Raw genomic sequence first — 22,566 nt, 5'->3', positions numbered from 1 at the left:
AGGACTTTCCGTGGTGAATCCGTGGTGACTACGGATGTGTTCGGGGGGTGCCCGGCGGGAGGCTGGAGGCAGTCGGGAAACAGGAGGTCAGGGACATGGTGCAGCAGCTCGCGGACAGGACGTACGGGATCGCCGGCTTCCGTGGAGCCGTGCACCGGCCGGGTGGCGAGGGGTACGAGCGGGGGCGCGCGGCGCTCAGCCCGGCCGTCGACGCGCGGCCTGTGCTGGTCGCGGAGGCGTCGGGGCGGGAGGACGTGCGGGCGGCGGTGGCGGCGGCGGGCGAGCTGGGCCTGCCGCTGGCGGTGCAGGCGACGGGTCACGGCACGCACGTCCCGTCGGACGGCGGCATCCTGCTGCGGACGACGGCGCTGGACCGGGTGGAGATCGATCCGGTCAGGCGGGTGGCGCGGGTCGGGCCGGGCGCCCGCTGGGGTCAGGTCCTGGCGGCTGCCGCGCCGTACGGGCTGGCGCCGCTGTCGGGCTCGTCGCCGGACGTCGGCGTCACGGGCTTCACGCTCGGGGGCGGCGTCGGGTGGCTGTCGCGCCGGTACGGGTTCGCGGCCGACAGTGTGCTGAGCGCCGAGGTGGTCACGGCCGACGCCCGGATCGTCACGGCGGACGCGCACCGGGACGCCGACCTGTTCTGGGCGCTGCGGGGCGGCGGCGGCAACTTCGGGATGGTGACGTCGCTGGAGTTCCGCCTGTATCCGGTGGCTGAGGTGTTCGCGGGCATCGCGTTCTTCCCGTACGAGCGGGCCGGGGAGACGCTGGCCCGTTACCGCGACTGGGCGGCGTCGGCGCCGGACGAGGTGAGCACGGCGATCATGCTCACCAAGGGGCCCGACGGCGGCCGGGCGGTCGGGATCAAGGCCATGTACGCGGGCCCGGCGGAGCGGGGGCGGCAGGTGCTGCGCCCGCTGTGGGAGGCGGCCGGTCCGGCGCTGGCGGACGGCGTGCGGCCGGTGCCGTACGCGCGGGCGGCGATGGGCGGGACGCCCGCGCGCTACCTGGACCTGTTCCCGTCGCTGCCGGACGAGCTGATCGGCGCGCTGGTGGAGACGGGCCGGGAGGCGACGGTGGAGCTGCGGCACTGGGGCGGCGCGATGGCCCAGGCGGGGCCGGACGCGGGGCCGGTCGGCCATCGCGGGCTGCCGTTCTCGATCATCGTGGACCAGGCGCTGCCGGGTCTCGGGGAGAGGCTGGGGCAGCACGGCATCGGCGGGACGTTCCTGAACTTCCTGGCCGACAGCACCCGGGTGCGGGACGCGTACACGGAAACGGACTATCGGCGGCTGGCGGCCGTGAAGCGGTGTTACGACCCGGGCAACGTGTTCCGGCTCAACCACAACATCGTTCCGCAGGGCTGAACACGCTCGCTGGGGGCAGAGGACGGGTCCCGCCCTAGGAGATCCCCTCGTGACGAACCCCACGCAAGAGCACGCGCAGCCCGACGGACGCGCGGTGCGGGTCGAGGGCTTCGCGCCGCGCGTCCCGGCCGCGCGGCGCGGTGAGAAGGCCCCGTTCGGCAAGCCGGGCCGGCCGGTGAGCGGGAGCCCGTTCATGTTCGGGTTCACGGCGGCGCTGGGCGTGCTGTCGGCCTGGCTGCTGGTGCAGGCGCTGACCGTGACGGCGTCGGCGTTGATCCTGATCGTGGTGTCGCTGTTCCTGGCCGTCGGGCTGAACCCGGCGGTGCGCCGGCTGGAGGAGCGCGGGCTGCGGCGCGGCGCGGCGATCGGGATGGTGTTCGCGGCGGTGATCGGGTTCTTCGTGCTGTTCGGCGTGGCGGTGGTGCCCGCGCTGTCGCAGCAGACGGGCCAGTTCGTCGAGCAGTTGCCCGCCTACATCGAGCAGCTTCTCGCCAACCCGGGCGTCCGTGAGCTGGACCAGCGGTTCGGGCTGCTGGAGCGGGCGCAGGACTACCTGCTCAGCGGCAACATGGGCACGCAGGTGTTCAGCGGGCTGCTGGGCGCGGCGGGCGTCGTGGTGAGCGTCCTGTTCTCGGCGCTCACGGTGCTGATCCTGACCCTGTACTTCCTGGCGTCACTGCGCTCGATCACCGGGCTCGGCTACCGGCTGGTGCCGAAGAGCCGCCGCGAGCGGGTGCGGCTGCTGGGCGACGAGGTGCTGCGGCGGGTCGGCGGGTACGTCGCGGGCAACCTGATCATCTCGCTGATCGCGGGCGTCACGTCGTTCCTGTTCCTGTCGATCGCCGGGGTGCCGTACGCGCTGCCGCTGGCGATCATCGTGGCCGTGACGGACCTGGTCCCGCTGATCGGCGCGGCCATCGGCGCCGGGGTCGCCTCGATCGTCGGCTTCTTCGTGTCGATGCCGGTGGGGATCGCCTGTCTGGTGTTCTTCATCGCCTACCAGCAGGTGGAGAACTACCTGATCGCGCCGCGCGTGATGAAGACGTCCGTGGACGTCCCGGCAGCCGCCACGATCGTGGCGGCGCTGATCGGCGGCGCGCTGCTCGGCATCGTCGGCGCGCTGCTCGCCATCCCGGTGGCCGCCGCCATCCAGCTCATCCTGGCCGAGGTGGTGCTCCCCCGGCAGGAGAGCCACTAGCCCTTGGCCTGCACCACCGGCGGGCCCTCGCTCGCCTGGACCAGGACGAACCCCTGTCCCTGGAAGGCGAGCTGCATGGCCTCGCCGCTGCCCCGGCCGATCAGCGCGCCGGCCTTGAACGTGCGGTTGACGCCCACCTTGAGCGACGTGCTCCAGCACACGGCCGACTGCCCGTCGGCGTACGTCGGCATGGCGGCGGCGTCGAGCACGACCGGCGTGCCGTGGGTGGTGACGGCGACCCAGCCGGTGCCGTTGAGCGTGGTGTTGAACAGGCCGCCGGCCGCCATGCCGGCCCCCTGCACCCGCTGGATGTCCCAGGCGAGCTGCGGCTGGAAGGCGAGCAGGTTGCGGCCGTTGACGGTCAGGCCCTCGTTCTCCAGGAAGAACAGGTGGATGTCGTCGGCGTTGTCGGCCAGGTAGAGGTTGCCCTGCCCGCGCACCCGCATGAGCGAGGCGCCCTCACCCGTCATGGCCTTCTTGAACAGCTTGCCGAGGCTGCCGGACCCTTCGTAGTCGAAGTCCATCTGCCCTTGGAAGGCGACCATCGAGCCCTGCTTGGCCAGCACTTCGGGAAGCTGGACGCGCAGCATCTTGGAGTTCTGCAGGGCGAAGCCCGGTGGGAGCTGCTGGGGGTCCATGTTGCCGAAGAATGCGCTGCGCACGCTCGCCCCTTTCGAGATGGATGTCCGTTGAGTCCCACGATATGGGGTCAGGACACGCCCACGTGGGCGGCGTGCCGGAGGCCGGAACGGGGGGCGTAGGCGGGACGGGTGAGCATCGCCTGGGCGAGCGTGGCCTTGACCAGCGCGGCGCCGCGCAGCACCGGCACCAGCGTCAGCGCGAACAGCACGCCCACGATGACGTTGAAGGTGATGTGGGTCGCCATGTCGGTGCCGAAGCCGAGCAGCGCGGGCAGCCCGCCCTCGTGGAAGCCGGGCAGACCGGTCAGGAGCCAGCCGTAGACCGGGAAGGTCAGGCCCGCGATCGCCCCGGCCCACCACACGACGGCGAACACGAACGAGACGATGGCGATCGGGAAGGACAGGATGGCGTACAGCAGGTCCATCGGGGCCTGCGCGTTGAGCACCGGGTTCATCGTGCGGCGGAACCAGCCGGCCCACGCCGGGGCCTCGCGGTATTCGGGGCGGGCGAGCGGGCGGCCGAGCACTTCCGGCAGCGCGGCCCGCTCCACGTCGGCGAAGCGCCGCGCCATCGTGGCCGTGGCGGCCAGGATCGGCAGGCCGACGAAGGCGACGGCGCTGCCCAGCCCGGCCGCGATCCCGGTCACGATCAGGCAGAAGCCGATGACGGCGAGGGGGAAACCGGTGAGGACGTAGCGGGTGTCGACGGCGATGCGGCGGCGGAGGTTCGTCATGTACCTCAACGTACGGTTCGGACCCCTGCCGCCACTCTCCCGCTCGCTGGCCTCTTGGGGTAGGGCTGTCCCTACCCCTTACCGGCCGCGCACAGCACGCCTGCCAGCGCGTGCGCCGCCGACGGATGCCGGGCCAGGAGCGCGGCCACCTCGGGGGCCGCCCCGGGCACGGCGTCGCCGGAGCCGAGCGGCGCCCAGCCGCCCTCGCAGCCGAGCAGCGCCGCCACGGCGTCGCTGGGGGCCGGGTGCGCCGCCAGCAGCTCGGCGACCGGCCCGCCCGCGACGGCGGCGGGAGCCGCCCGCACGCCCGGCCCGTCGCCGGGCGCCCGCTCCCACGGCGCCACCCAGGCGTCCACGGCCGCGAGCGTCGCCGGGAACGTGCGCCCGGCCTCCCGGATCAGGATCGGGACCAGCTCCGGGGCCTCCTTGCGCAGCGTCTCAATGAGCGTCGGCAGCCACGGCAGCAGCACCCGGTCGGGCAGCTTGGCGAACGCACCGGAGATCACCTCCACCACGAACGGCGTCAGCGCCGGGGCCGCCTCCAGCGCCTGCACGAACCCGCTCAGGTACTGCGGGAACGACGGCACCACCAGCGGGTTGTCCAGCAGCTCGGCACACCGCTCCCGCAGGTCGGCGATCGCCAGCACGCCGAGCTGGAACTGGGCCGCCCACAGCAGCGCGATCTTGCCGGGCGTCTCCGGATGCGACTGGCGCACGGCCAGTTCGAGCTGCGCCCGGTCGCAGCCCAGCGACAGCGCCAGGCTCTCCATCGACGACAGGAACCCGAGCATGGCGGCCACCTGCCGCACCCCGACGTCCTCGGCCACGAACGCCGTGGGCAGCAGCGTGCAGTACTGCGCGTAGCCGGTGGTCACGAACCGCTCGCACCACTCAGGCAGCGCCGGCTCGGTGGCCCGGTAGTGGGCCAGCAGCCGCCGGATGCGCCGCAGCACGTCCGGCGCGTCGTCGACGCTCCGCTCGGCGGCGAGCAGGTCCACGGCCCGCGCCCCGAGCTCGTCGGCGACGCGCCGGCCGCCCAGGAACAGGATGGCCTCCTCGACCGCCTGCAACGCGTCGGCGGCGGTCGCCTTCGGCTCCCACACGCTGCGCCGCAGCCGCTGCTCCAGCACCTGCTCGACGGTGACGCCCTCGTAGCCGAGCTCGATGAGCGCGCGCTGGTGGTGGCCGAGCGCGACGTCCCAGCTCTCCTGGATGGAGCGCTCGCCGAGCTGCTTGCTGCCCATGATGGGCCGCACGGCGTGGTCGTCGGGCATCAGCCGCCGCAGCACCCACAGCAGTTGGGAGCAGGGCCGCAGCTCGGGGGTGGCGTTCAGGTCGAGCAGCACCCGGTGCACGGCCCGCTTCTTCATGTCGAAGCCGAGCGGCTCCAGGCGTTCGAACACGTCCTGGGCGAGCGGCGGCAGCGACTGGTAGCCGACCTCGCCGATCCGGTCGCCGCCGAGCAGGATCTCGCACAGCCGCCGCACGTCCCGGCGGCCGGGCACGGTGTCCTTCTCGATGCAGGTGACGGCCGCATCCTGGAAGTCGTACGGCGTCGGCCTGGCCCTGCCCCGGATCCCGGCGAGCAGGATGGACGTCTCGTACACGGCGATGGCATCCGCGGTGCTGGACAGGTAGCCGTTGCGCCGGGCCAGCCGGACGATGTCGACGCACCAGCCGAGCAGTTCGGCCTCGTCGAGCGGGTCGCGCTCGGGCGGCCTGGACAGGAACCCGGTGAGCTGGTCGGCGGGCACCAGGGGCGCGGCGGGCTTCGCCTTGGCGGGCCGCTTGCTCGACGGCTGCCCCTTGAGCGCGTACGGCTTGACGCCGCCGCGCGTGACGGCCTTGGCGTACGTGGCGGCGGCGATCGACACCGACCCGGGGGCCAGCCCGAACTGGGCCTCGATGGCCGAGTGGCTGGACGGGATGAGACCGTACAGCCAGTTCGTGGCGGTCCGCGGGGAGATGTCGAAGTCCGTACGCGTCGCGTCCAGGCCGAACTCCTCCACCCGGCTGGCCGCGTGGAAGGCGCCGCACACGTACAGGCAGCGCTCGGGGTCGGCGCCGGTCGCGGCCAGGTGCTCGCGCATGCGCGTCCACATGTACCGCTCGCGGTCCTCGTCCCGGTCGAGCTTGGCCGAGTCGTGCGGGCGCAGCCGCCTGAACAGGCTGCCGATCAGCACCATGACCTGACGGTAGGTGTCGTAGTCCGCACTGGACAGCGGCTGCTCCACGTACTGGTCCCACCACTCGGACCAGTGGCGGACCTTGCCGTGGTGCAGCAGGTGCTCCTCCAGCTCGGCGAAGCGGGGCCGCAGGTCGCCGATCTCGACGCCGACCGCGTCGCCGTGCAGGCCGGCCTCGTCGGCGGGCCTGCCGGGCTCCTCCCGGGGATGCCACTGGAAGACGTGGTCGGAGGACCGGTCGACCAGCACCAGCTCCACGCCGGGCGTGTCGAGCGCGTAGGCGATGGCCTGATACTCGGCGGACGCCTCGGTGATGGGGGCGACCACGCTGAGCGGCCCCCAGCTCTCCGGGAAGCCGTCGAGGTCGGTGGCGAACGCCTGGAGCGCCACCGGCAGCTTGCAGGTCCGCAGCTCGTCGAGGAGCGGCCGCAGGTCCTCGCACAGCTCCAGGTAGATGACCTGCGGCTGCTTCTCGCGCAGCCGCCTGGCCATGGCCAGGGCCGAGGCCGGCGAGTGGTGGCACACCGGGAAGATCTCCAGCCGCTCGCCCAGCGCCCGGTCGACGTCGTCGACCATGCCCGTGAGGATCTCGGACAGGGCGCCGGGCGACCCGGCGAAGGTCTCGGCGGCATCGTTGAGCTGCTCGCGCAGCGCGCCGAAGAGGCTCATGACAGGGTGGCGATGGCCTGGCGGCCGCCTTCGAGGAAGCCCTGCCACTCGCCGCCGTCCTTCTTGCTGCGCGGCTCGACGACCCCGTGCCAGTACTTGTTGAGGATGGCCAGGTCCTCGGGGGTGCGCCGGGCCAGCGACCCGACGAGCGAGCCGGCCAGCGTCTCGGCCCTGAGCGTGCGGTCGCCGAAGAAGTTGCTGTGCAGGATCGCGTCCTCCAGCACGCCGATCTGCTCGGCCGTGGACAGCGCCGACTCCAGCTTGCCGTCGTCGCTCTGCGCGGACGCGGCGGCGGCCCGCAGGTCGGCGAAGCTCTGCAGCAGGATGTCGAGCAGCGTGGGCGGCAGCTCCAGGTCGATGTTGTGGCGGCGCAGCAGCTCGGTGGTGCGGAAGCGGACGATCTCCGCCTCGCTCTTCTTGTTCGTCACGACGGGGATGCGGACGAAGTTGAAGCGCCGCTTGAGCGCGGACGACAGGTCGTTGACGCCCCGGTCGCGGCTGTTGGCGGTGGCGATGATGGAGAAGCCGGGCTGGGCGAAGACGATGTTGTCGTCGTCGAGCTCGGGGATGGACACGTACTTCTCCGACAGGATGGAGATGAGCGCGTCCTGGACGTCGCTGGTGGAGCGGGTCAGCTCCTCGAAGCGGCCGATCACGCCCTGCTCCATCGCCGTCATGATCGGCGAGGGGATCATCGACTCGCGCGACTGCCCCTTGGCGATCACCATGGAGACGTTCCACGAGTACTTGATGTGGTCCTCGGTGGTGCCCGCGGTGCCCTGCACGACCAGCGTGGAATTGCGGGAGATGGCGGCGGCGAGCAGTTCGGCGAGCCAGCTCTTGCCGGTGCCGGGGTCGCCGATCAGGAGCAGGCCGCGGTCGGAGGCCAGCGTGACGATGGCACGCTCGACGAAGCTCCGGTCGCCGAACCACTTCTGCGCGATCTCCCGGTCCAGGCCGTCGGAGCGCTCGGAGCCGAGCACGAACAGGCGGACCATGCGCGGGCTGAGCCGCCAGGAGAACGGCTTGGGGCCGTCGTCGATCGACTCCAGCCAGTCGAGCTCCTCTGCGTACTTGACCTCGGCGGGGGCGCGCAGCATCTCGTCGGTCATTCGGGGATTCTCCTAGTTGAGGAAGTTCTTGAGCTCGAACACGAGTTTGCGGATGTGGCCGGAGATCACCGGCGTGCCCAGGTCCTTCAGCTTCTGCTTGAACCAGGAGTCGACGCTCTGATGTCCGGAGCTGCTGACGGACCCGACGGGGATCAGCTTCACGCCGGAGCGGTGCAGCGACTCGAACTCGGTCTGCACGTCCCGGTTGTCGTAGAAGTCGGAGATCCACACCAGCGCGGTGTTGCGCGGGTCCATGATCTTGGGGCGGGCCAGGCTCATCGCGACCATGCCGTTGGTGCCGCCGCCGAGCTGGGTGCGCAGCAGCACCTCGAACGGGTCGTGCACCCACGGCGTCAGGTCGAGCGCCCGGTGGTCGTAGGCGATCAGGTGCACGTCGACCTTGGGCAGCCCGGCGAAGATGGAGGCCAGGATGGTGCAGTTGACCATCGCGTCCACCATCGAGCCCGACTGGTCGACGACCACGATCATGCGGGCCGGGACCGTGCGCTTGGCGGTGTGCTTGTAGAAGAGCCGGTCCACGTAGAGCCGCTCGTCGTCGGGGCTCCAGTTGGTGAGGTTCTTCCAGATCGTCCGTTCGATGTCCAGGTTGCGGAACACCCGCTTGGGCGGCACCGACCGGTCGATGGTGCCGGCGCTGGTCTGCTGCACCTGGGTGCGCAGCACCTGGGCGACCTCGTCGACGTAGCGGCGGATCAGCGCCTTGGCGTTGGCCAGGGCGACGCCCGACAGGTTGTCCTTGTCGCGCAGCAGTTGCTCGATGAGCGACATGCTGGGCGTGAGCTGCCGCGACAGCGCCGGGTCGGCGAGCACCTCGCGCAGCCGCATGCGCTTGACCAGGTCGCCTTCGAGGCCGGCGAGCACTCCGCCGAGCCCGTTGCGGCCGGGCTGGGCGCGCAGCTCGCCGGGCTCGCAGCCGAGCGCCTGCTCGAACCAGCCGGCGTCCTGCTGCCAGGCGGCCAGTTTGGTGGCGGAGACGTCGCCGCTGCCGGTGGCGAACAGGTTGAGCAGCAGCTTGGACGCCAGCGCGGCGGTGCGGGCCCGGTCGCGCGGCTCCTCGTCGTCCTCGCCGGGCGCCATCAGGCCGCGGAACTCCTCGGCCAGCTCGGGGAAGCGCTGCACCAGCGTGTCGACGGACACCGACGGGTCGAGCAGCGCGGGCGGCAGCCCGAGCGCGTCGACGGCGGCCACGCTGGCCGCTTCGAGCGCCGGCTGCTCGTCGGTCTCGAACACGCGGGCCAGCAGCCGCCACAGCAGCACCTGGCGCCGGTTCTCCTCGGCGCGGGTATCGGTCATTTCCTCAGCAGCCGTCCTGCTCGTTCGCGGAGTACGGCCACCGCGTCGCCCGATCTGGCCAGCGACTTGACGACCTTGGGGTCGGTGGGCCCGAGCGCCCAGTCGCCGTTGTGCACGGCGACCTGCTGGCGCTTGACCGTCGACTGGACGGCGAGCGGCTGGAGCAGCCAGCGGCCGTCCCAGCGCAGCAGGCCGATGCAGGCGGTGGAGGTGGCCAGGAGCTGGGGCGTGAGCGGGCCGCAGCCGGGCAGCCGGTCGGTGGTGACGGCGATCGCCTGGTCGCCGAGCCGGAACTCGATCCCTTCGTCCACCTTGACGGCCTTGTAGCCCTCGACGAACACCGGCTCGGCGATGGCCACGGGGTGCCGGTCGATCGGCGGCCCGGCGGGCGCGAGCGCCCCGGCGAGCTGGACGCGGGCGACGGCGAACGGGGCGGCGAGCTCGCCCGCGGCGGCCTTGGCGTCGTCCCACAGCAGGTCGCCGCTCGCCAGCAGCGGCATGTCGGTGAGGTCGAGCGACAGGTGCCTGGCCAGCGCGCCGAGCAGCGCCGGGTAGTCCTGGAGGACGCCCCACACGGCGGGGCCGACGACGGTGTCGACCTTGGTGGCGGAGATCGCGGTGCGCACCAGCCGGGGCGTGCCGCCGTCCTTCGGCTCCAGCAGGCCGTGCACCTGGACCTGGACGGCGGTGGCGTGCTCGTGCACGTCGGCGCCGAGGATGAGCAGCCGCCCGGACACCGGGACGCCGGGGTCGGCGCCGGCGCGGCCGGGCTGGGTGAGCATCAGGGCGCGGGTCCACAGGTCGGCCCAGCGGCGTTCCGGCAGCCTCTCCATCGTGGCGACGGGGCTGGAGGCGCGCAGCTCGGCGGCGAGCCCGTCGAGCAGCACGGCGGCCCGGCGCAGCGCGGGCTCGCCGAACATGGCCTCGATGGCCTGGTCGGAGGCGGCGACGAGGTCGTGGCCGACGCCGCGCCAGCCGGTGATGGCCACCTCGTGCAGCCAGGACCGGCAGCCGACGAGCAGGTTCTCCGGAGCTTCGGCCGGGCCGGCGGCGGGCTCCTCCCAGGAGGCGCGGGTCCGGCCGAGCGCCTCGTCGAGGCGGGCCAGCAGGGCGTCGGCGACGGCGCCGAGCAGCGCGGCACGCGCCCCGGCCAGCATCGTCAGGTGGTCGCCCGCGACCGAGCCGGTGGCGATCTTGTCGGCGGCCTCGACGGCCCGGTCGCCGAGCGGGGTCGCGGCCACGGCGGCGGCCAGCCCGGTGATCGCCTGGGCGCCCTGCTCGCTGAGCCGGCCGAGCCCGGTGCCCAGCGTCTCGTCGAAGGCGGAGACCAGGTCGAGGGCCTCCTCGACGCCCGGGGGCAGGCCGGCGTCGAGCGCGCCGAGTTGCACGTCCAGCATCAGCGCACCGCCCCGGTCGAGGGGAACCAGTGCATCTCGGCGAGCGGCGCGGTGCCGGCCGGCAGCTCCAGGTAGCCGAGGTGGCGCAGGAACCGGCTGAACACCACGGCGGCCGAGCCCGGCTCGTGCCCGCCGGTCAGGCGCCTGATCAGGTCGTGGCTGGTCTCGACGGTCTCGGCGCCGTCGACGCGCAGGTAGCGGGCGACGCGCCCGGCGCCGTACTGCACGATCGCCTCGGCCACCAGCGAGTTCAGGTGCTTGCACGGCGAGCTGTAGAGGCCGCCGCAGGGCCGGTTGTTGTTGGTGCTGCAGTTGAAGTCGTGGGTTCCGGCGGCGATGAAGGACACGTACACCCGCCCGATGTCCGATCCGCTCGACACGACGCCCTGCAGGCGTCCGTCAGCCAGCTCGACGAAGGGCACCTTCGCCAGCTTGCGCGGCTGGACGGGCGGCACCACGAGGGTGACGCTGCGCCGCTCCCACGCGGTTGGGTCCGCGTTCACGATCCTCTGACCTCCAGGGCTCTTGATCAACGAACCGGAAATGTAGCGGAGGCCACCGACAAGAGTGGGCGGTTCACGCAGAATGACTAGGCTTGGACGGTGATCCTCTGGTACGACCGACCTGCCGCGACCTGGGAGAGCGAGGCGCTGCCCATCGGCAACGGCGCGCTCGGCGCGACCGTCCATGGCACCGTGGCGACCGAGCGGTTGCGGCTCAACGAGAAGACGCTGTGGACCGGCGGCCCCGGCGAGGACGGCTATCTGTCGGGCAACTGGCCGAGCCCCCGGCCCGGCGCCGTCGAGAGGATCCAGCAAGGCATCGACGAGCGCGGCAGCCTGCCGCCCGAGGAGGTCGCGGCGGAGCTCGGCGCGCCGCCCACCGGGTTCGGCGCGTACCAGACCTTCGGCGAGCTGCTGCTCGACGTGCCGGGCGCGCCCGCCGAGCCGGCCGGCTACCGGCGCGCGCTCGACCTCGGCGACGCCGTCGCCACCGTGACCTACCGGGACGCCGACGGGGTCACGTTCACGCGCGAGTACCTGGCCAGCCATCCGGCCGGGGTGATCGCCGGGCGGATCACCGCCGACCGGCCGGGCCGCGTGAGCTTCACGCTGCGCTTCGCCGGCGCGCACCCCGGCTGCGAGCGGGTCACGGCACGTGACGGGCGGCTGGTCGTGCGGGGCGCGCTCCCGGGCAACGGGCTGCGTTACGAGGGCCAGATCCAGGTCCTCGCCGACGGCGGCGCCCGTACCGACGGGGACGGGTGCGTGACGGTCAGCGGGGCCGACGGCGCGACGTTCGTGTTCTCGGCCGGCACCGACTACGCGCCCGCGTACCCGCACTACCGGGGGCCGGACCCGCACGCGCGGGTGACGGCGGCCGTGGACGGCGCGCCGCCGTGGGAGGAGCTGCGGCGGGCGCACGTCGCCGATCACCGGGAGCTGTTCGACCGCGTACGGCTCGACCTCGGCGAACCGCTGCCCGACGTGCCCACGGACCAGGCGCTCGCCGGGCGGGGCCGGGGGCTGCAGGCGCTCTACTTCCAGTACGGGCGCTACCTGCTCATCGCCTCGTCGCGGCCCGGCTCGCTGCCCGCCAACCTCCAGGGCGTCTGGAACGAGTCCAACACGCCGCCGTGGGACTGCGACTACCACACCAACATCAACCTCCAGATGAACTACTGGCCCGCCCAGGTCACCGGCCTGGCCGAGACCGCGGAGCCGTACCACGCCTTCGTCGAGGCGCTGCGCGAGCCCGGCAGGCGGACCGCGAAGGAGCTGTTCGGCACCGAGGGCTGGGTGGTGAACCAGAACACCAACCCGTTCGGCTTCACCGGCGTGCAGGACTGGGCCACCTCGTTCTGGATGCCGGACGCGGCCGGCTGGCTGGTGCGCGAGCTGTACGAGCACTACCTGTTCGGCGGCGACGCGGACTTCCTGCGCGAGCGGGCCTACCCGGCAATGCGTGAGGCGGCCCTGTTCTGGCTGGCCAACCTGCGGACGGACCCGCGTGACGGGCTGCTCGTCGTCTCCCCCAGCTACTCGCCCGAGCACGGCGGCTTCACCGCCGGGGCCGCGATGCCGCAGCAGATCGTGTGGGACCTGTTCACCTCCACGCTGGAGGCGGCGGACGTGCTCGGCGCGGACGGCGAGCTGCGCGAACGGCTGCGGGCGGCGCTGGACCGGCTCGACCCGGGCGTGCGCGTCGGCTCGTGGGGCCAGCTCCAGGAGTGGAAGGCCGACCTCGACGACCCGGACGACGAGCACCGGCACGTCTCCCACCTGTACGCGCTGCACCCGGGACGTCAGCTCACCGAGCCCGCGCACCTGGAGGCCGCCCGGGTCACGCTCGGCGCCCGCGGCGACGGCGGCACCGGCTGGAGCAAGGCCTGGAAGATCAGCTTCTGGGCGCGGCTGCGTGACGGCGACCACGCGCTGCGGATGCTGACCGAGCAGCTCAAGGACAGCACGCTGGCCAACCTGTGGGACACGCATCCGCCGTTCCAGATCGACGGCAACTTCGGCGCCACCGCCGGGATGGCCGAGATGCTGCTGCAGAGCCACGCGGGCGTCATCGACGTGCTGCCCGCGCTGCCGTCCGCCTGGCCGGACGGCTCGGTGGACGGCCTGCGGGCGCGTGGCGGCTTCACCGTCGGCGTCACCTGGGCCGGCGGCCGGCCGACGGAGATCCGCCTGACCTCGAACCTCGGCGGCACCGCCAGGCTCCGGTATCCAGGGTCCGGGATCCTGACGGTGCCGACCGAGGCGGGCGGCTCCTACCGCGTCGCGTAGGCCCTGATCACCTCCTGCGTGACGCCGTTGCCGTGGACGTCGGCGGCGGTCAGCCGCAGCGAGACGAACCCGGACCGGTGCCGCTCCACCTTGGCCTCGTACCGCTTGTCGCCCTTGTTCTTCAGCTTGGCCGGCTTCCAGGTGGCGCCGTCGTCGTAGGAGACCTCCAGGGTCACGTCCTTGACGTCGCTCTGCTCGGCCCCTTCCTGGTGGAACAGCCGCACGCCGAGCTTGGTGGACGTGGCGCGGTTCTTCAGGTCGACCGGGGCGTCGAAGCTCGCCATGAGCAGCGGGATCACGGTCGTGTCCGCCGTGTGCGCCGAGCCGAACGTCCACACGCCCTTCGTCCGGGTGGACAGCCTGGCCCACTCCGCCTCGTTGCGCACGTCGTACTCGATCCGGTAGGACGCCTGCTCGGCGGGCAGGTCGACGGTGCCCGTCGGCAGGTAGTTCGTCTGCGTGACGAGCGTCTCGCCCTGGTAGAGGCGGAAGTCGGTCTTCATGCCGTGCTCGAAGTCACTCGTGTACGTGTCGCCGAAGTTGCCGTCGGCGTCCACGAAGCCCTGCATCGAGATCGACAGCCGGTCGCCGTCGCGGCGCAGCGGGTTGCGCGGGTTGGTGCCGGGCAGCAGCGGATGCCGGAACCAGCTCCGGCTGACCTTCTGGCCCGCCTCGAAGGTGGCGAAACCGGGCAGCGTCAGCGTGACGTACGGGGTGTCGGGGTGCGGCCACATGCTGTTGTAGTGCCGCTCCGGCGTCCCGGCGCTGGTGGTCCAGCGCAGGTCGGCGCCCGGGCTGACGTAGTCGACGCGGGTGCGCGGCGCCTTGGCCAGCGGGCGGTTGGTGGTGATGGCGAAGGTGTCCCACGGCTCGAAGACGTAGCGGGCCTCGTTGACCGTCACGTCGTCGGCGAGCTGGCTGCGGAAGTCGGTCTCCACCCTGGCCAGCGACTTGGCGCGCACCACGTAGTCCAGCGAGCCGGGCACCCGGCCGACCTCGCGCAGATACAGGTCGTAGGCGTACGGGCTGGCGACGATGCCCTTGGCCAGCACCGGGACGGGCAGCCGCTTGAGCCGTTCGACCAGCTTGAGCCCTTCCTCGTGGCTGAGCCGGACGGTCGGGACGGCCAGCTTGACGCCGTTGCCGCCGGAGCTGACGTCGGAGCCGGGCGTGTCGCTGTAGATGGCGACCAGCTTGGCCCCGGCCGCGGCGGCGGCGTTCGACTGGGTGGACACGGGCACGCCGGGGGTGCGGCGGATGACGGCGAGCTTGCCGCGCAGGCGGGCCCGGGCGATCTCCTCGGCGCTGCCCCGGCCGGCGTCGGCCGCCATCAGCAGGGCGGTGCCGTCGAGGCGCGGGTACTCGGTGGAGAAGTCGCTGAAGTGGACCGGGTCGTAGTAGAAGGGCTCCAGGTCGAGGCCGGGGGCGCTCAGCGTGATCGCGGGAGCCTCCAGCCGCCACCGGGTGGCCACGGCGAACGTGCCCTTGGTGACCTTCTTCGTCGGCTGCACGAACAGCCGCTCCTCGATCTGGCCGCCGGGCGAGATGTGGGTGCCGCCGCGCAGCGCCGTGCCCTTGTCCGCGGCGCGGTACCACATGAGCTGGGCCGCGGCCCCGACGTTGCGCTTGGTGCGGTGGTCAGGGGTCTTGATGTTGACCTCGACGGCCTTGCGGGCGTCGAGCACGACCTCGGTGTTCTCGGTGATCTCCATCTCGGGGTCGCCGACGAGGCTCTCGTGCAGCGGCTTGCCGCCCGACGTGCTGTCCTGGCCGGCGGGCATGGTCCAGATGTGGCCGAGCACGGAGTACGTGCCGGGCGTCACCAGCAGGCAGGTGCCCTGGCCGTACTTCTGCTCGGTGCACGGCTGGGCCGGGTCGCCGGGCAGCACGCGCCCGGCGAGCGTGCCCTCGTCCAGGTTGAGCACGGTGAAGCCGCCGCGCCCGTCGCGCCCGTCGCGGGCGATGCCGCGTACCCGCAGCTCGACGCGCTTGGGCTCGACGCTCGCCGACAGCAGCGTGCGCACGGTCGCGCCGCCGGCGGCGGTCGCGGTGAGGTGCTCGCGCAGCAGGGCGGGGGTGTCGCCCTTCAGCGTCACCGTGGCCTCCGCCGTCCCGGCGGCGGGCACGGTGAGCTTGGCCGGCTCCACGGTGAAGGGGCCGCTGACCGCCAGGTCCAGCTCCACGGGCGCCTGCCCGAGGTTGCGGTAGGCGACGGTGGCGGTCTTCGTCTCGCCCGGCTTGACCTTGCCGAACCCGGCCGAGCCGGTCGAGGCCACGACCGTGCCCTTGATCGCCGCGGCCACGTCGATCCGGCCGTTGCCCTGCGCGTCGGCCGCGATGTCCTGGCCCGGCTTCGCCGTGCCCATCAGCAGCGCCTTCAGCTCGGCGCCGGTGATGCCGGGCCGGGCCTGTCGCAACAGCGCCGCCGCCCCTGCCACGTGCGGCGTCGCCATCGAGGTGCCCGACATGGGGGTGTACGGCCGGTCCTGGGCGGTGCCGCCGGTCCGGGCCGCGACGATGCCGACGCCCGGCGCGGTCACGTCCGGCTTGACCGCGAGCGTCGCCGCGATCGGGCCCCGGCTGGAGAAGCCGGCGAGCTTGTCCTCGCGGTCGACCGCGCCGACGGTCAGCGCCTCGGGGGCGTCGCCGGGCGTGCCGACGCAGCCGTCACAGCCGTCGTTGCCCGCCGCGACCACGAACAGCGTGCCGTACTGGCGCGTCAGCGCGCCGACGGCCTCGGTGAGCGGGCCGCCCGGCTCCGGGCTGCCGAGGCTCATGTTGACGATGCCGGCGCGCTTCTCGCCCGCCGCCCACTCCATGCCGTCGATGATCCACGAGAGCTGGCCATTGCCGTCTCCGTCGAGCACCCGGCCGTCGACCACCGTCGCGCCCGGCGCCACGCCCTTGCCCCGGCCTTCGGAGGCCGCGCCGCTGCCCGCGATCGTGCTCGCCACGTGGGTGCCGTGGCCGTGCGGGTCGCCGGTGACGTTCTCGCCGGTGAAGTCGCGCCGGTCGGCGACCTTGCCGGCCAGGTCGGGGTGCCGGCCGTCCACGCCGGTGTCGAGCACGGCCACGGTCGTGCCCGTGCCGTCGAAGCCCGCCGCCCACGCCTCGGGCGCGGCGATCTGCGGCACGCTGTGCTCCAGCGACGGCTCCACCTTGCGGTCGAGCCAGATCTTCTCCACCGCCGCCAGCGGGCCCGCCGCGCGGGCCGCGGGACCGGCCCCGGCGAGCTTGACCAGCTCGGCGCCGAGCCCGGCCGCCTCCGAGGCGGCCAGCTCCACGCCGGCGCCGCCGATGCTCTCCAGCGTGCGGGCCTGCTTGACGGCCGGGAGCGCCGCCTTCGGCACGTTGTCGCGGTAGGTGAGGATCAGCGGGATCGACGTCCCGTAACCGTCCCTGGCCAGGTCGGTGACGTTGAACAGCGCCGGGTCCAGCCGGTCCGGCACCAGGGCCGCCACGTCGTCCGGGATCACGGTCAGCTCGCCGTCCGACTCCAGCGTCCGGAACGCCGGGACGTGCCCGTCCGCGCGCGGCGCCGGGGTGACCGCCACCGTCCGGTGACCGCCGTCGACCGCCCGCACCCGCACCCGGTCACCGGTGATCAGGGTGATCTCGTCGGCGGCGCCTAACGCGGTGGCCGCCGGGACACTCTCGGCTCCCGCGCCCGGCGCGCTGAGCGCCGACACGGCCAGAACCGCCGAGACGCCCACCACCGCCCCTCGGCGCCATCGCCCCAAACCAGACATTCGACCGTCCTCCAACGCATGTGGTAAGCACAACTACCGAATTCCTAAGGGGCGCGATCTGCCGGTGTCCATGAGATCGGCGTGGCTGGAACCGGACTTGTCATGAATCCGCCACCCATTCCGGCCCGCGCGGTGGTCGTTCTCGGTGTTCATTTGGGGATTGCGATGGAATAGTCGGAAGGAGGCGAGGCAATACCTGCGGCATTCGGCTGCTTAGGGGTATGTGATGGTCTCTGCACGGCGAGTTCTCGGCCGGCTGGCGTACGGCACCCGCTACGACCGCGTCCCCTGGGGACAGCGCGTCTACGTCCGGCCCGGCGAACGCCTCGTCCGCGAGGCGCAGTGGCGCTGGCGACTGCGCCGGGCGCCCGTCCTGCCGCTGGAGGACTACCAGGCCGATCTGCCGCTGGGCGAGATCGAGGAGTTCCTCGCCTGCATGATGTGCGGCGACGAACGCCAGCAGCCGCTCTTCCGGCCCGCTGGCGAGAAATGGCGCTACCGCGTCGTCCGCTGCCCCTCCTGCGGCTTCCTCTACCGCAACCCGAACATCCGCCCAGAACGCCTCGGCGACCTGTACGCCACCGGCTACAGCAAGTTCCTGACCGGCAAGTACGCCGCCAACCGGCAGCGCCGCTACACCCTCACCATGCAGGCGTTCTCCCCCATCCTGGACGCGGGCGAAGGTAGGCGGCTGCTCGACTTCGGCTGCGGCGCCGGCCTCTTCCTGGAGCTCGCCGAACAGCGCGGCTTCGACGCCTACGGCGTGGACCTCTCACCCGACTCCGTCGCCCAGGCCAACGAACGCCTCACCAAGGCCCGCGCGTTCTACGGCGCGCCCGAGGACGTGCCCGAGATCGCCGAGGGCGGCTTCGACGTCATCACCCTCTGGTCGGTGCTCGCCCACCTGCCCCGCCCGCTGGACGACTTCACCCGCTTCCGCAGCCTGCTCGCTCCCGGCGGGGTGCTGCTCATCCTCACCGTCAACGCCCGCTCCCTGCTCCTGAAGGCGTACGGGTCGGCGTGGAGCGGCTTCACCAAGAACCACCTGATGTTCTACTCGTCCGACACGCTGCCCACGCTGCTGAGGCGCACCGGGTTCGCCGGGGTCGGCTACGCCCCGCACTACGGCGACACCGTCGAGGCCGGCACGTCCCGCCTGCCCGATCCGCTCCGCGCCCGCCTGCGCCGGGCCGTCGAGGCCACGGACGGGGGCAACATGATGCGGGCGATGGCGTTCGCCGACGACGAGGCGATCTCCCGATGGGGCGGCGCCCTCAAGGTCCGGCGGCTGCGCGAGTCCCCCGCCTCGGCCCCGCTGGAGTCGGCGGGCCACTGACCTCCGGGCCCGCTCCCGAGCCGGTCGCGGCGGCGGCGTAGCGGCGGGCCAGCCGGGCGAACGCGTCCCTGAGCTCGGCGGGCCCCACCACCTCGATGTCGGCGTCGAACCTGCCGAGCGCCGCCGCCAGCCCCGGCCACGACCACGAACCCAGCACGACCCGGCAGCGATCCGGCCCGAGCTCCTCCACGAGCGCCTCACCGGCGAACCGCGACACCTCGGCGGCCGGCAGGCCGAGGATCACCTCGCCCCGGCAGGGCCAGTCGCCCGGCCCGCCGGCCCCCCGGAACCTGCCCGCCACGAACGCCGCCGCGTCACCCCCGGGCAGCGCGCGCGGCGTGAACCGGGGCCCCGCCGCCGGGACGCGCGGCGTGATCCGATCCGCCCGGAACGTGCGCCAGTCGCCACGGTCGAGATCCCAGGCGACGAGATACCAGCGCCCGCCCCAGGTGACGAGATGATGCGGCTCCACGCGCCGCGCCGGTCCGGGATCGCGCTCGCCGGTCCACCTCCTGTAGTCGAACCGCAGCACCTCGCGGGCGTGCACGGCCGCGCTGAGCGTCATGAGCACCCCGCTGTCCACCCGCGTCCCCGGCCGGACCGCGTCGGCGGCCGTGACCTGGAACGTGTCGATCCGGTGCCGCAACCGCGCGGGCATCACCTGCCGGACCGTGTGCAGCGCCCGCGCCGCCGCCTCCTCGATCCCCGCCCCCGACCTGGCGGCCCCCTGAAGCGCGATCGCCAGCGCCACGGCCTGCTCGTCGTCGAACAGCAACGGCGGCAGCTCGCTCCCCGCGTCGAGCCGGTAACCGCCGTCCGGCCCCTTGATCGCGAGAATCGGATAGCCGAGCTCCCGCAACCGGTCGACGTCCCGCCGCACGGTCCGCGAGCTGATGTCCAGCCGCTCGGCCAGCAGCGCCCCCGGCCAGTCGCGGCGCGCCTGCAGCAGCGAGAGCAACGCCAGCAGTCGCGCTGAAGTCTTCGGCATGTTTTCCATGGTGCCGCAAATAGCGGCCACACCCTGTCCTGTACTGCTGCGACTGTTGACCCCGTACCGAGAACCACCCACCGAAAGGCCGGTCCGCCACCATGCCCACTCCCGCGACCACCACCCTCGACGCCGAGCGCGCCGACCTCCTCGCCGAGCTCGCCGCCGTCCGCTCCGCCCTGACCGCCACCGTCCGCGGCCTCACCGACGAGCAGCTCGCCGAACGCCCCACGGTCAGCGCCCTGTGCCTCGGCGGCGTGATCAAGCACGTCGCCGCCATGGAGGAGCAGTGGCTGCGCTTCGCGACCGACGGCCCGTCGGCCATGAGCTACGACCTGCCCGACGGCGTCACCTGGGCCGACATCGCCGCCGGCACCGCCCGCGAGTTCCCGCAGTGGATGATCGACCACCAGAACGACTTCCAGATGCTGCCCGGCGACACGCTCGCGAGCATCCTCGCCCGCTACGAGGAGGTCGCCGCCCGCACCGAGGAGATCGTCGCCGCCGTCCCCTCGCTGTCGGCCACCCACCCGCTGCCCGAAGCCCCCTGGCACCAGCCGGGCGCGGTGCGCAGCGTCCGCCTGGTCCTTCTGCACGTCATCGCCGAAACCGCCCAGCACGCCGGCCACGCCGACATCCTCCGCGAATCCCTCGACGGCCAGAAGTCCACCTGACCCAGACTTCGACATGAGTACAGTTATGATAAGTGCACCTATCGTAACTGCGAGGAGCTGGCACACGGCGCCGTCAGGGCAAGACCTTCCTGCTCAGAGCCCCTCCGCCCGCACCAGCCACGAACTCGACGTCGTCGCCCACGGCCTCGACGAGGACGACCGGCAACCCCTGCTCGGCATCGGCGAGGTCAAATGGGGCGACGTCATGGGCCTCGGCCACCTTGACCGGCTCACCCGCATCCGCGCCCTGCTCACCGCCCAGAACCGGCCCGGCGCCGCGACCGCCCGCCTCCTGCTCTACAGCGCCACGGGCTTCACCACCGAACTCCGGGCCCGCGCCGCCTCCGATCCGGGCATCGTCCTGGTGGGAGCCGAAGACCTCTACACGTCCCACTCCGCCGCCTCCAAGCGCCGTTCTCGTACGAAATCCGCTTGATAGCCTCTTACGCAGGGTAACCTCAGCTTCGAGGAGGTCGGATGCTGCTCAGGTTCCGTGTCGCGAACGTCCTGTCCCTGCGCGATGAGCAAGTCCTGTCGTTCGTGGCGGCCCACCCCGGCGCTCCCGCCGCGCGTGACACCGGCCTGACGATCGACGGCAAGCCCGTACGCGCCCAGCCGGTCATAGGCGTGTACGGCGCCAACGCCTCAGGCAAGTCGAACGTGCTGCGCGCGATGGAGCTCATGCGCGACGCCGTGCTCGATTCGCACGCCGAATGGGCGAAGGGCGAAGGCGTGCCGCGCAAGCCCTTCGCGCTCGATTCGTCCTGTGCCGCCGAGCCGTCGTTCTTCGAGGTCGACGTGGCCCTCGGCACCCCTCCCGTGCACTACACGTACGGGTTCACGCTGAGCGACAGGCGGGTCGAGCACGAGTGGCTGTACGCGTATCCGAGCGGCAGGCGGCACACCCGGCAGGTGTGGTTCACCCGGGACGCTTCGGCCCGCGTGCCCTTCGAGTTCCCCGGAGACCACCTCAAAGGGCCGAAGTCCACGCTGGCGAAACTCACCAGGCCCAACGCCCTCTTCCTCTCCACCGCCGCCGCCAACAACCAGCGGCAGCTCACCGCCCTGCAACGATGGTTCGCCGACGACTTCTCGCTGCTGACCCCGGAGAGAAACCGCACCGTCCTGGAGAACGACACGAGACGGCAGTTGCTCGGGCCGCTCAAACCCTGGGTCGAGGAAATGCTCCGGCATGCCGAACTCGGCATCGAGGGGATCGACGTCATCGCGAGAGACCCGGACCCGCCGGAGATCCGATTCGTCCACCGCGCCGGGGCCGACCGGGTGACGCTGGACTTCGCCGACGAATCGCTCGGCACCCGCACCTGGTTCTCGATGCTGGGACCGGTCCTGCTCAGCCTGAGCCGTGGCTCCGTGCTCCTGGTGGACGAACTCGACGCCAGCCTGCATCCGGCCATCTCGGCCGAGCTGATCCGGCTCTTCAACGACCCCCAGGCCAACCCCGCCGACGCCCAGCTCGTCTTCACCTCGCACGACACCACGCTGTTCGGCAACCTCCCGGGCGGACGCCCGCTGGACCGCGCCCAGGTCTGGTTCACCGAGAAGACGGACGAGGCGGCGACTGAGCTCTACCCCCTGGCCTCGGCGAAGCCACGCCCGGACGAGAACCTTCACCGCGGCTACCACGAGGGCCGTTACGGCGGCAGACCGTCGATCATCCCCGGTGACCTCGCCTGGCGGATCGGGCTGCGAAGAGCAGGCGAGGGCAGAAGCTGATGCCACGCCCCACCCCCGGGACCCCCCTGCACAGTGGCGGCGGACGCTTCCGCTCCCGAGTTCCCGTCTACTTCTTCGTCGAGGGTGAGACCGAAGAGGACTACATCCGCCACCTGGGGAGAAGGACGGCTGAATACTCGTTCTTCCTCCAGAAGAGGCACACCGACAGGGCATGCCTCGTGGATGAGGCCGTCGCGCTGCGCAAGAAGGAGTTGAAGAAGGACCAGCTCCGCGACCCCGACACCGGCCCGCGAGTGTGGTGCGTGTTCGACTTCGACGGGGATCATCGTGTCGATCGGCTCTTCCAGCAAGCCGCCCGGCACGGGGTTCGCATCGCCTTCTCGCACCCCTGCCTGGAGCTCTGGTGGCTGCTGCACTTCCAGGCCGTCACCGCGACCCTGGACGCTGAGACGATCAAGCTGAAGCTGGGGCGCCAGTCCGAGGCCTTCCGGGGGCTGAGCAAGAACAAACGCCTCACCCCACAACGATGGGAAGCCCTGCGGGGGCTCTACCCGACCGCGTGCCGACACGCCGACAGGCTGATCTCTCACTGCGGCTGCGCATGCGAGCCGCCACGCCACGGTGACGACTGCCCGCCGTCCAAGCGGAGCCCTTCGTGCAACCTCGCGGAACTGGTCGGCTCCTTCGCGATCACCTACTGACCCGTCCGCG

Annotated in this window: 17 protein-coding genes; 8 read left to right on the top strand and 9 right to left on the bottom strand. The window is 72.3% G+C overall.

Annotated features, from left to right (window positions below):
* The first annotated feature begins 95 nt into the window (after positions 1–95).
* The gene (locus ACWDXC_RS29130; RefSeq protein WP_375074300.1) at positions 96–1,367 is read left to right on the top strand and encodes an FAD-binding oxidoreductase; all 1,272 of its coding nucleotides are present in this window, start codon (positions 96–98) and stop codon (positions 1,365–1,367) included.
* 49 nt (positions 1,368–1,416) lie between these two features.
* Positions 1,417–2,565: an AI-2E family transporter gene (locus ACWDXC_RS29125; protein ID WP_449986907.1), complete on the top strand. Its 1,149-nt coding sequence runs from the start codon at positions 1,417–1,419 to the stop codon at positions 2,563–2,565.
* Here ACWDXC_RS29125 and ACWDXC_RS29120 read toward each other — a convergent pair.
* From ACWDXC_RS29120 to ACWDXC_RS29090, 7 genes are all read right to left on the bottom strand, one after another.
* Entirely contained in the window at positions 2,562–3,227 is a 666-nt protein-coding gene (locus ACWDXC_RS29120; RefSeq protein ID WP_308125984.1) for an AIM24 family protein, read from the bottom strand. The two genes, ACWDXC_RS29125 and ACWDXC_RS29120, sit on opposite strands and share 4 nt — an antisense overlap.
* 47 nt (positions 3,228–3,274) lie before the next feature.
* Positions 3,275–3,940, bottom strand: coding sequence for a sensor domain-containing protein (locus ACWDXC_RS29115; RefSeq protein WP_449986906.1), 666 nt, complete (start codon positions 3,938–3,940; stop codon positions 3,275–3,277).
* A 71-nt stretch (positions 3,941–4,011) separates the two neighbouring features.
* Positions 4,012–6,795, bottom strand: coding sequence for a hypothetical protein (locus ACWDXC_RS29110; protein WP_449986904.1), 2,784 nt, complete (start codon positions 6,793–6,795; stop codon positions 4,012–4,014).
* Positions 6,792–7,907, bottom strand: a complete 1,116-nt coding sequence (locus tag ACWDXC_RS29105) for an ATP-binding protein (protein ID WP_219509826.1) — start codon at positions 7,905–7,907, stop codon at positions 6,792–6,794. Before ACWDXC_RS29105 ends, ACWDXC_RS29110 begins: the two co-directional genes overlap by 4 nt.
* 12 nt (positions 7,908–7,919) lie before the next feature.
* Entirely contained in the window at positions 7,920–9,221 is a 1,302-nt protein-coding gene (locus ACWDXC_RS29100) for a vWA domain-containing protein (RefSeq protein WP_364171431.1), read from the bottom strand.
* Positions 9,218–10,618, bottom strand: coding sequence for a hypothetical protein (locus ACWDXC_RS29095; RefSeq protein ID WP_449986902.1), 1,401 nt, complete (start codon positions 10,616–10,618; stop codon positions 9,218–9,220). Before ACWDXC_RS29095 ends, ACWDXC_RS29100 begins: the two co-directional genes overlap by 4 nt.
* The gene (locus ACWDXC_RS29090) at positions 10,618–11,121 is read right to left on the bottom strand and encodes a hypothetical protein (RefSeq protein ID WP_364171427.1); all 504 of its coding nucleotides are present in this window, start codon (positions 11,119–11,121) and stop codon (positions 10,618–10,620) included. Before ACWDXC_RS29090 ends, ACWDXC_RS29095 begins: the two co-directional genes overlap by 1 nt.
* Before the next feature lie 99 nt (positions 11,122–11,220).
* On the opposite strand from ACWDXC_RS29090, the gene ACWDXC_RS29085 reads away from it, so the two are divergent.
* Positions 11,221–13,410 (top strand): glycosyl hydrolase family 95 catalytic domain-containing protein, encoded by a 2,190-nt coding sequence (locus ACWDXC_RS29085; RefSeq protein ID WP_449986899.1) that lies wholly within the window; start codon positions 11,221–11,223, stop codon positions 13,408–13,410.
* Here ACWDXC_RS29085 and ACWDXC_RS29080 read toward each other — a convergent pair.
* A complete protein-coding gene (locus ACWDXC_RS29080; protein WP_449986897.1) occupies positions 13,395–17,123 on the bottom strand; it encodes a S8 family peptidase in 3,729 nt (1,242 codons plus the stop codon). The two genes, ACWDXC_RS29085 and ACWDXC_RS29080, sit on opposite strands and share 16 nt — an antisense overlap.
* Before the next feature lie 262 nt (positions 17,124–17,385).
* On the opposite strand from ACWDXC_RS29080, the gene ACWDXC_RS29075 reads away from it, so the two are divergent.
* Complete coding sequence (locus tag ACWDXC_RS29075; RefSeq protein WP_449986895.1) at positions 17,386–18,495, top strand: class I SAM-dependent methyltransferase; 1,110 nt, start codon at positions 17,386–17,388, stop codon at positions 18,493–18,495.
* Here the strand turns inward: ACWDXC_RS29075 and ACWDXC_RS29070 are convergent.
* Positions 18,434–19,483 (bottom strand): helix-turn-helix transcriptional regulator, encoded by a 1,050-nt coding sequence (locus ACWDXC_RS29070; RefSeq protein ID WP_449986893.1) that lies wholly within the window; start codon positions 19,481–19,483, stop codon positions 18,434–18,436. The genes ACWDXC_RS29075 and ACWDXC_RS29070 overlap by 62 nt on opposite strands.
* A 101-nt stretch (positions 19,484–19,584) precedes the next feature.
* Between ACWDXC_RS29070 and ACWDXC_RS29065 the strand changes: the two genes are divergently transcribed.
* From ACWDXC_RS29065 to ACWDXC_RS29050, 4 genes are read left to right on the top strand one after another with little or no spacing between them, the layout of a single operon-like run.
* Complete coding sequence (locus tag ACWDXC_RS29065; protein ID WP_449986892.1) at positions 19,585–20,157, top strand: DinB family protein; 573 nt, start codon at positions 19,585–19,587, stop codon at positions 20,155–20,157.
* A 25-nt stretch (positions 20,158–20,182) separates the two neighbouring features.
* Complete coding sequence (locus tag ACWDXC_RS29060) at positions 20,183–20,593, top strand: hypothetical protein (protein ID WP_449986890.1); 411 nt, start codon at positions 20,183–20,185, stop codon at positions 20,591–20,593.
* A 41-nt stretch (positions 20,594–20,634) separates the two neighbouring features.
* Entirely contained in the window at positions 20,635–21,894 is a 1,260-nt protein-coding gene (locus tag ACWDXC_RS29055) for an AAA family ATPase (RefSeq protein WP_449986889.1), read from the top strand.
* Positions 21,894–22,556: an RloB family protein gene (locus ACWDXC_RS29050; RefSeq protein WP_449986887.1), complete on the top strand. Its 663-nt coding sequence runs from the start codon at positions 21,894–21,896 to the stop codon at positions 22,554–22,556. Before ACWDXC_RS29055 ends, ACWDXC_RS29050 begins: the two co-directional genes overlap by 1 nt.
* Positions 22,557–22,566 lie beyond the last annotated feature (10 nt).

Source organism: Nonomuraea sp. NPDC003214 (assembly GCF_053590035.1).
Note: the sequence above shows the minus strand (reverse complement) of the source record. Positions and strands in the feature narration are given on the sequence as shown.

Excerpts from the sequence above, each read along its gene's own strand:
- ACWDXC_RS29130 (WP_375074300.1), top strand. The coding sequence starts at position 96 with ATGGTGCAGCAGCTCGCGGACAGGACGTACGGGATCGCCGGCTTCCGT.
- ACWDXC_RS29115 (WP_449986906.1), bottom strand. The coding sequence starts at position 3,940 with ATGACGAACCTCCGCCGCCGCATCGCCGTCGACACCCGCTACGTCCTC.
- ACWDXC_RS29110 (WP_449986904.1), bottom strand. The coding sequence starts at position 6,795 with ATGAGCCTCTTCGGCGCGCTGCGCGAGCAGCTCAACGATGCCGCCGAG.
- ACWDXC_RS29105 (WP_219509826.1), bottom strand. The coding sequence starts at position 7,907 with ATGACCGACGAGATGCTGCGCGCCCCCGCCGAGGTCAAGTACGCAGAG.
- ACWDXC_RS29100 (WP_364171431.1), bottom strand. The coding sequence starts at position 9,221 with ATGACCGATACCCGCGCCGAGGAGAACCGGCGCCAGGTGCTGCTGTGG.
- ACWDXC_RS29095 (WP_449986902.1), bottom strand. The coding sequence starts at position 10,618 with ATGCTGGACGTGCAACTCGGCGCGCTCGACGCCGGCCTGCCCCCGGGC.
- ACWDXC_RS29075 (WP_449986895.1), top strand. The coding sequence starts at position 17,386 with ATGGTCTCTGCACGGCGAGTTCTCGGCCGGCTGGCGTACGGCACCCGC.
- ACWDXC_RS29070 (WP_449986893.1), bottom strand. The coding sequence starts at position 19,483 with ATGCCGAAGACTTCAGCGCGACTGCTGGCGTTGCTCTCGCTGCTGCAG.
- ACWDXC_RS29065 (WP_449986892.1), top strand. The coding sequence starts at position 19,585 with ATGCCCACTCCCGCGACCACCACCCTCGACGCCGAGCGCGCCGACCTC.
- ACWDXC_RS29060 (WP_449986890.1), top strand. The coding sequence starts at position 20,183 with ATGATAAGTGCACCTATCGTAACTGCGAGGAGCTGGCACACGGCGCCG.
- ACWDXC_RS29055 (WP_449986889.1), top strand. The coding sequence starts at position 20,635 with ATGCTGCTCAGGTTCCGTGTCGCGAACGTCCTGTCCCTGCGCGATGAG.
- ACWDXC_RS29050 (WP_449986887.1), top strand. The coding sequence starts at position 21,894 with ATGCCACGCCCCACCCCCGGGACCCCCCTGCACAGTGGCGGCGGACGC.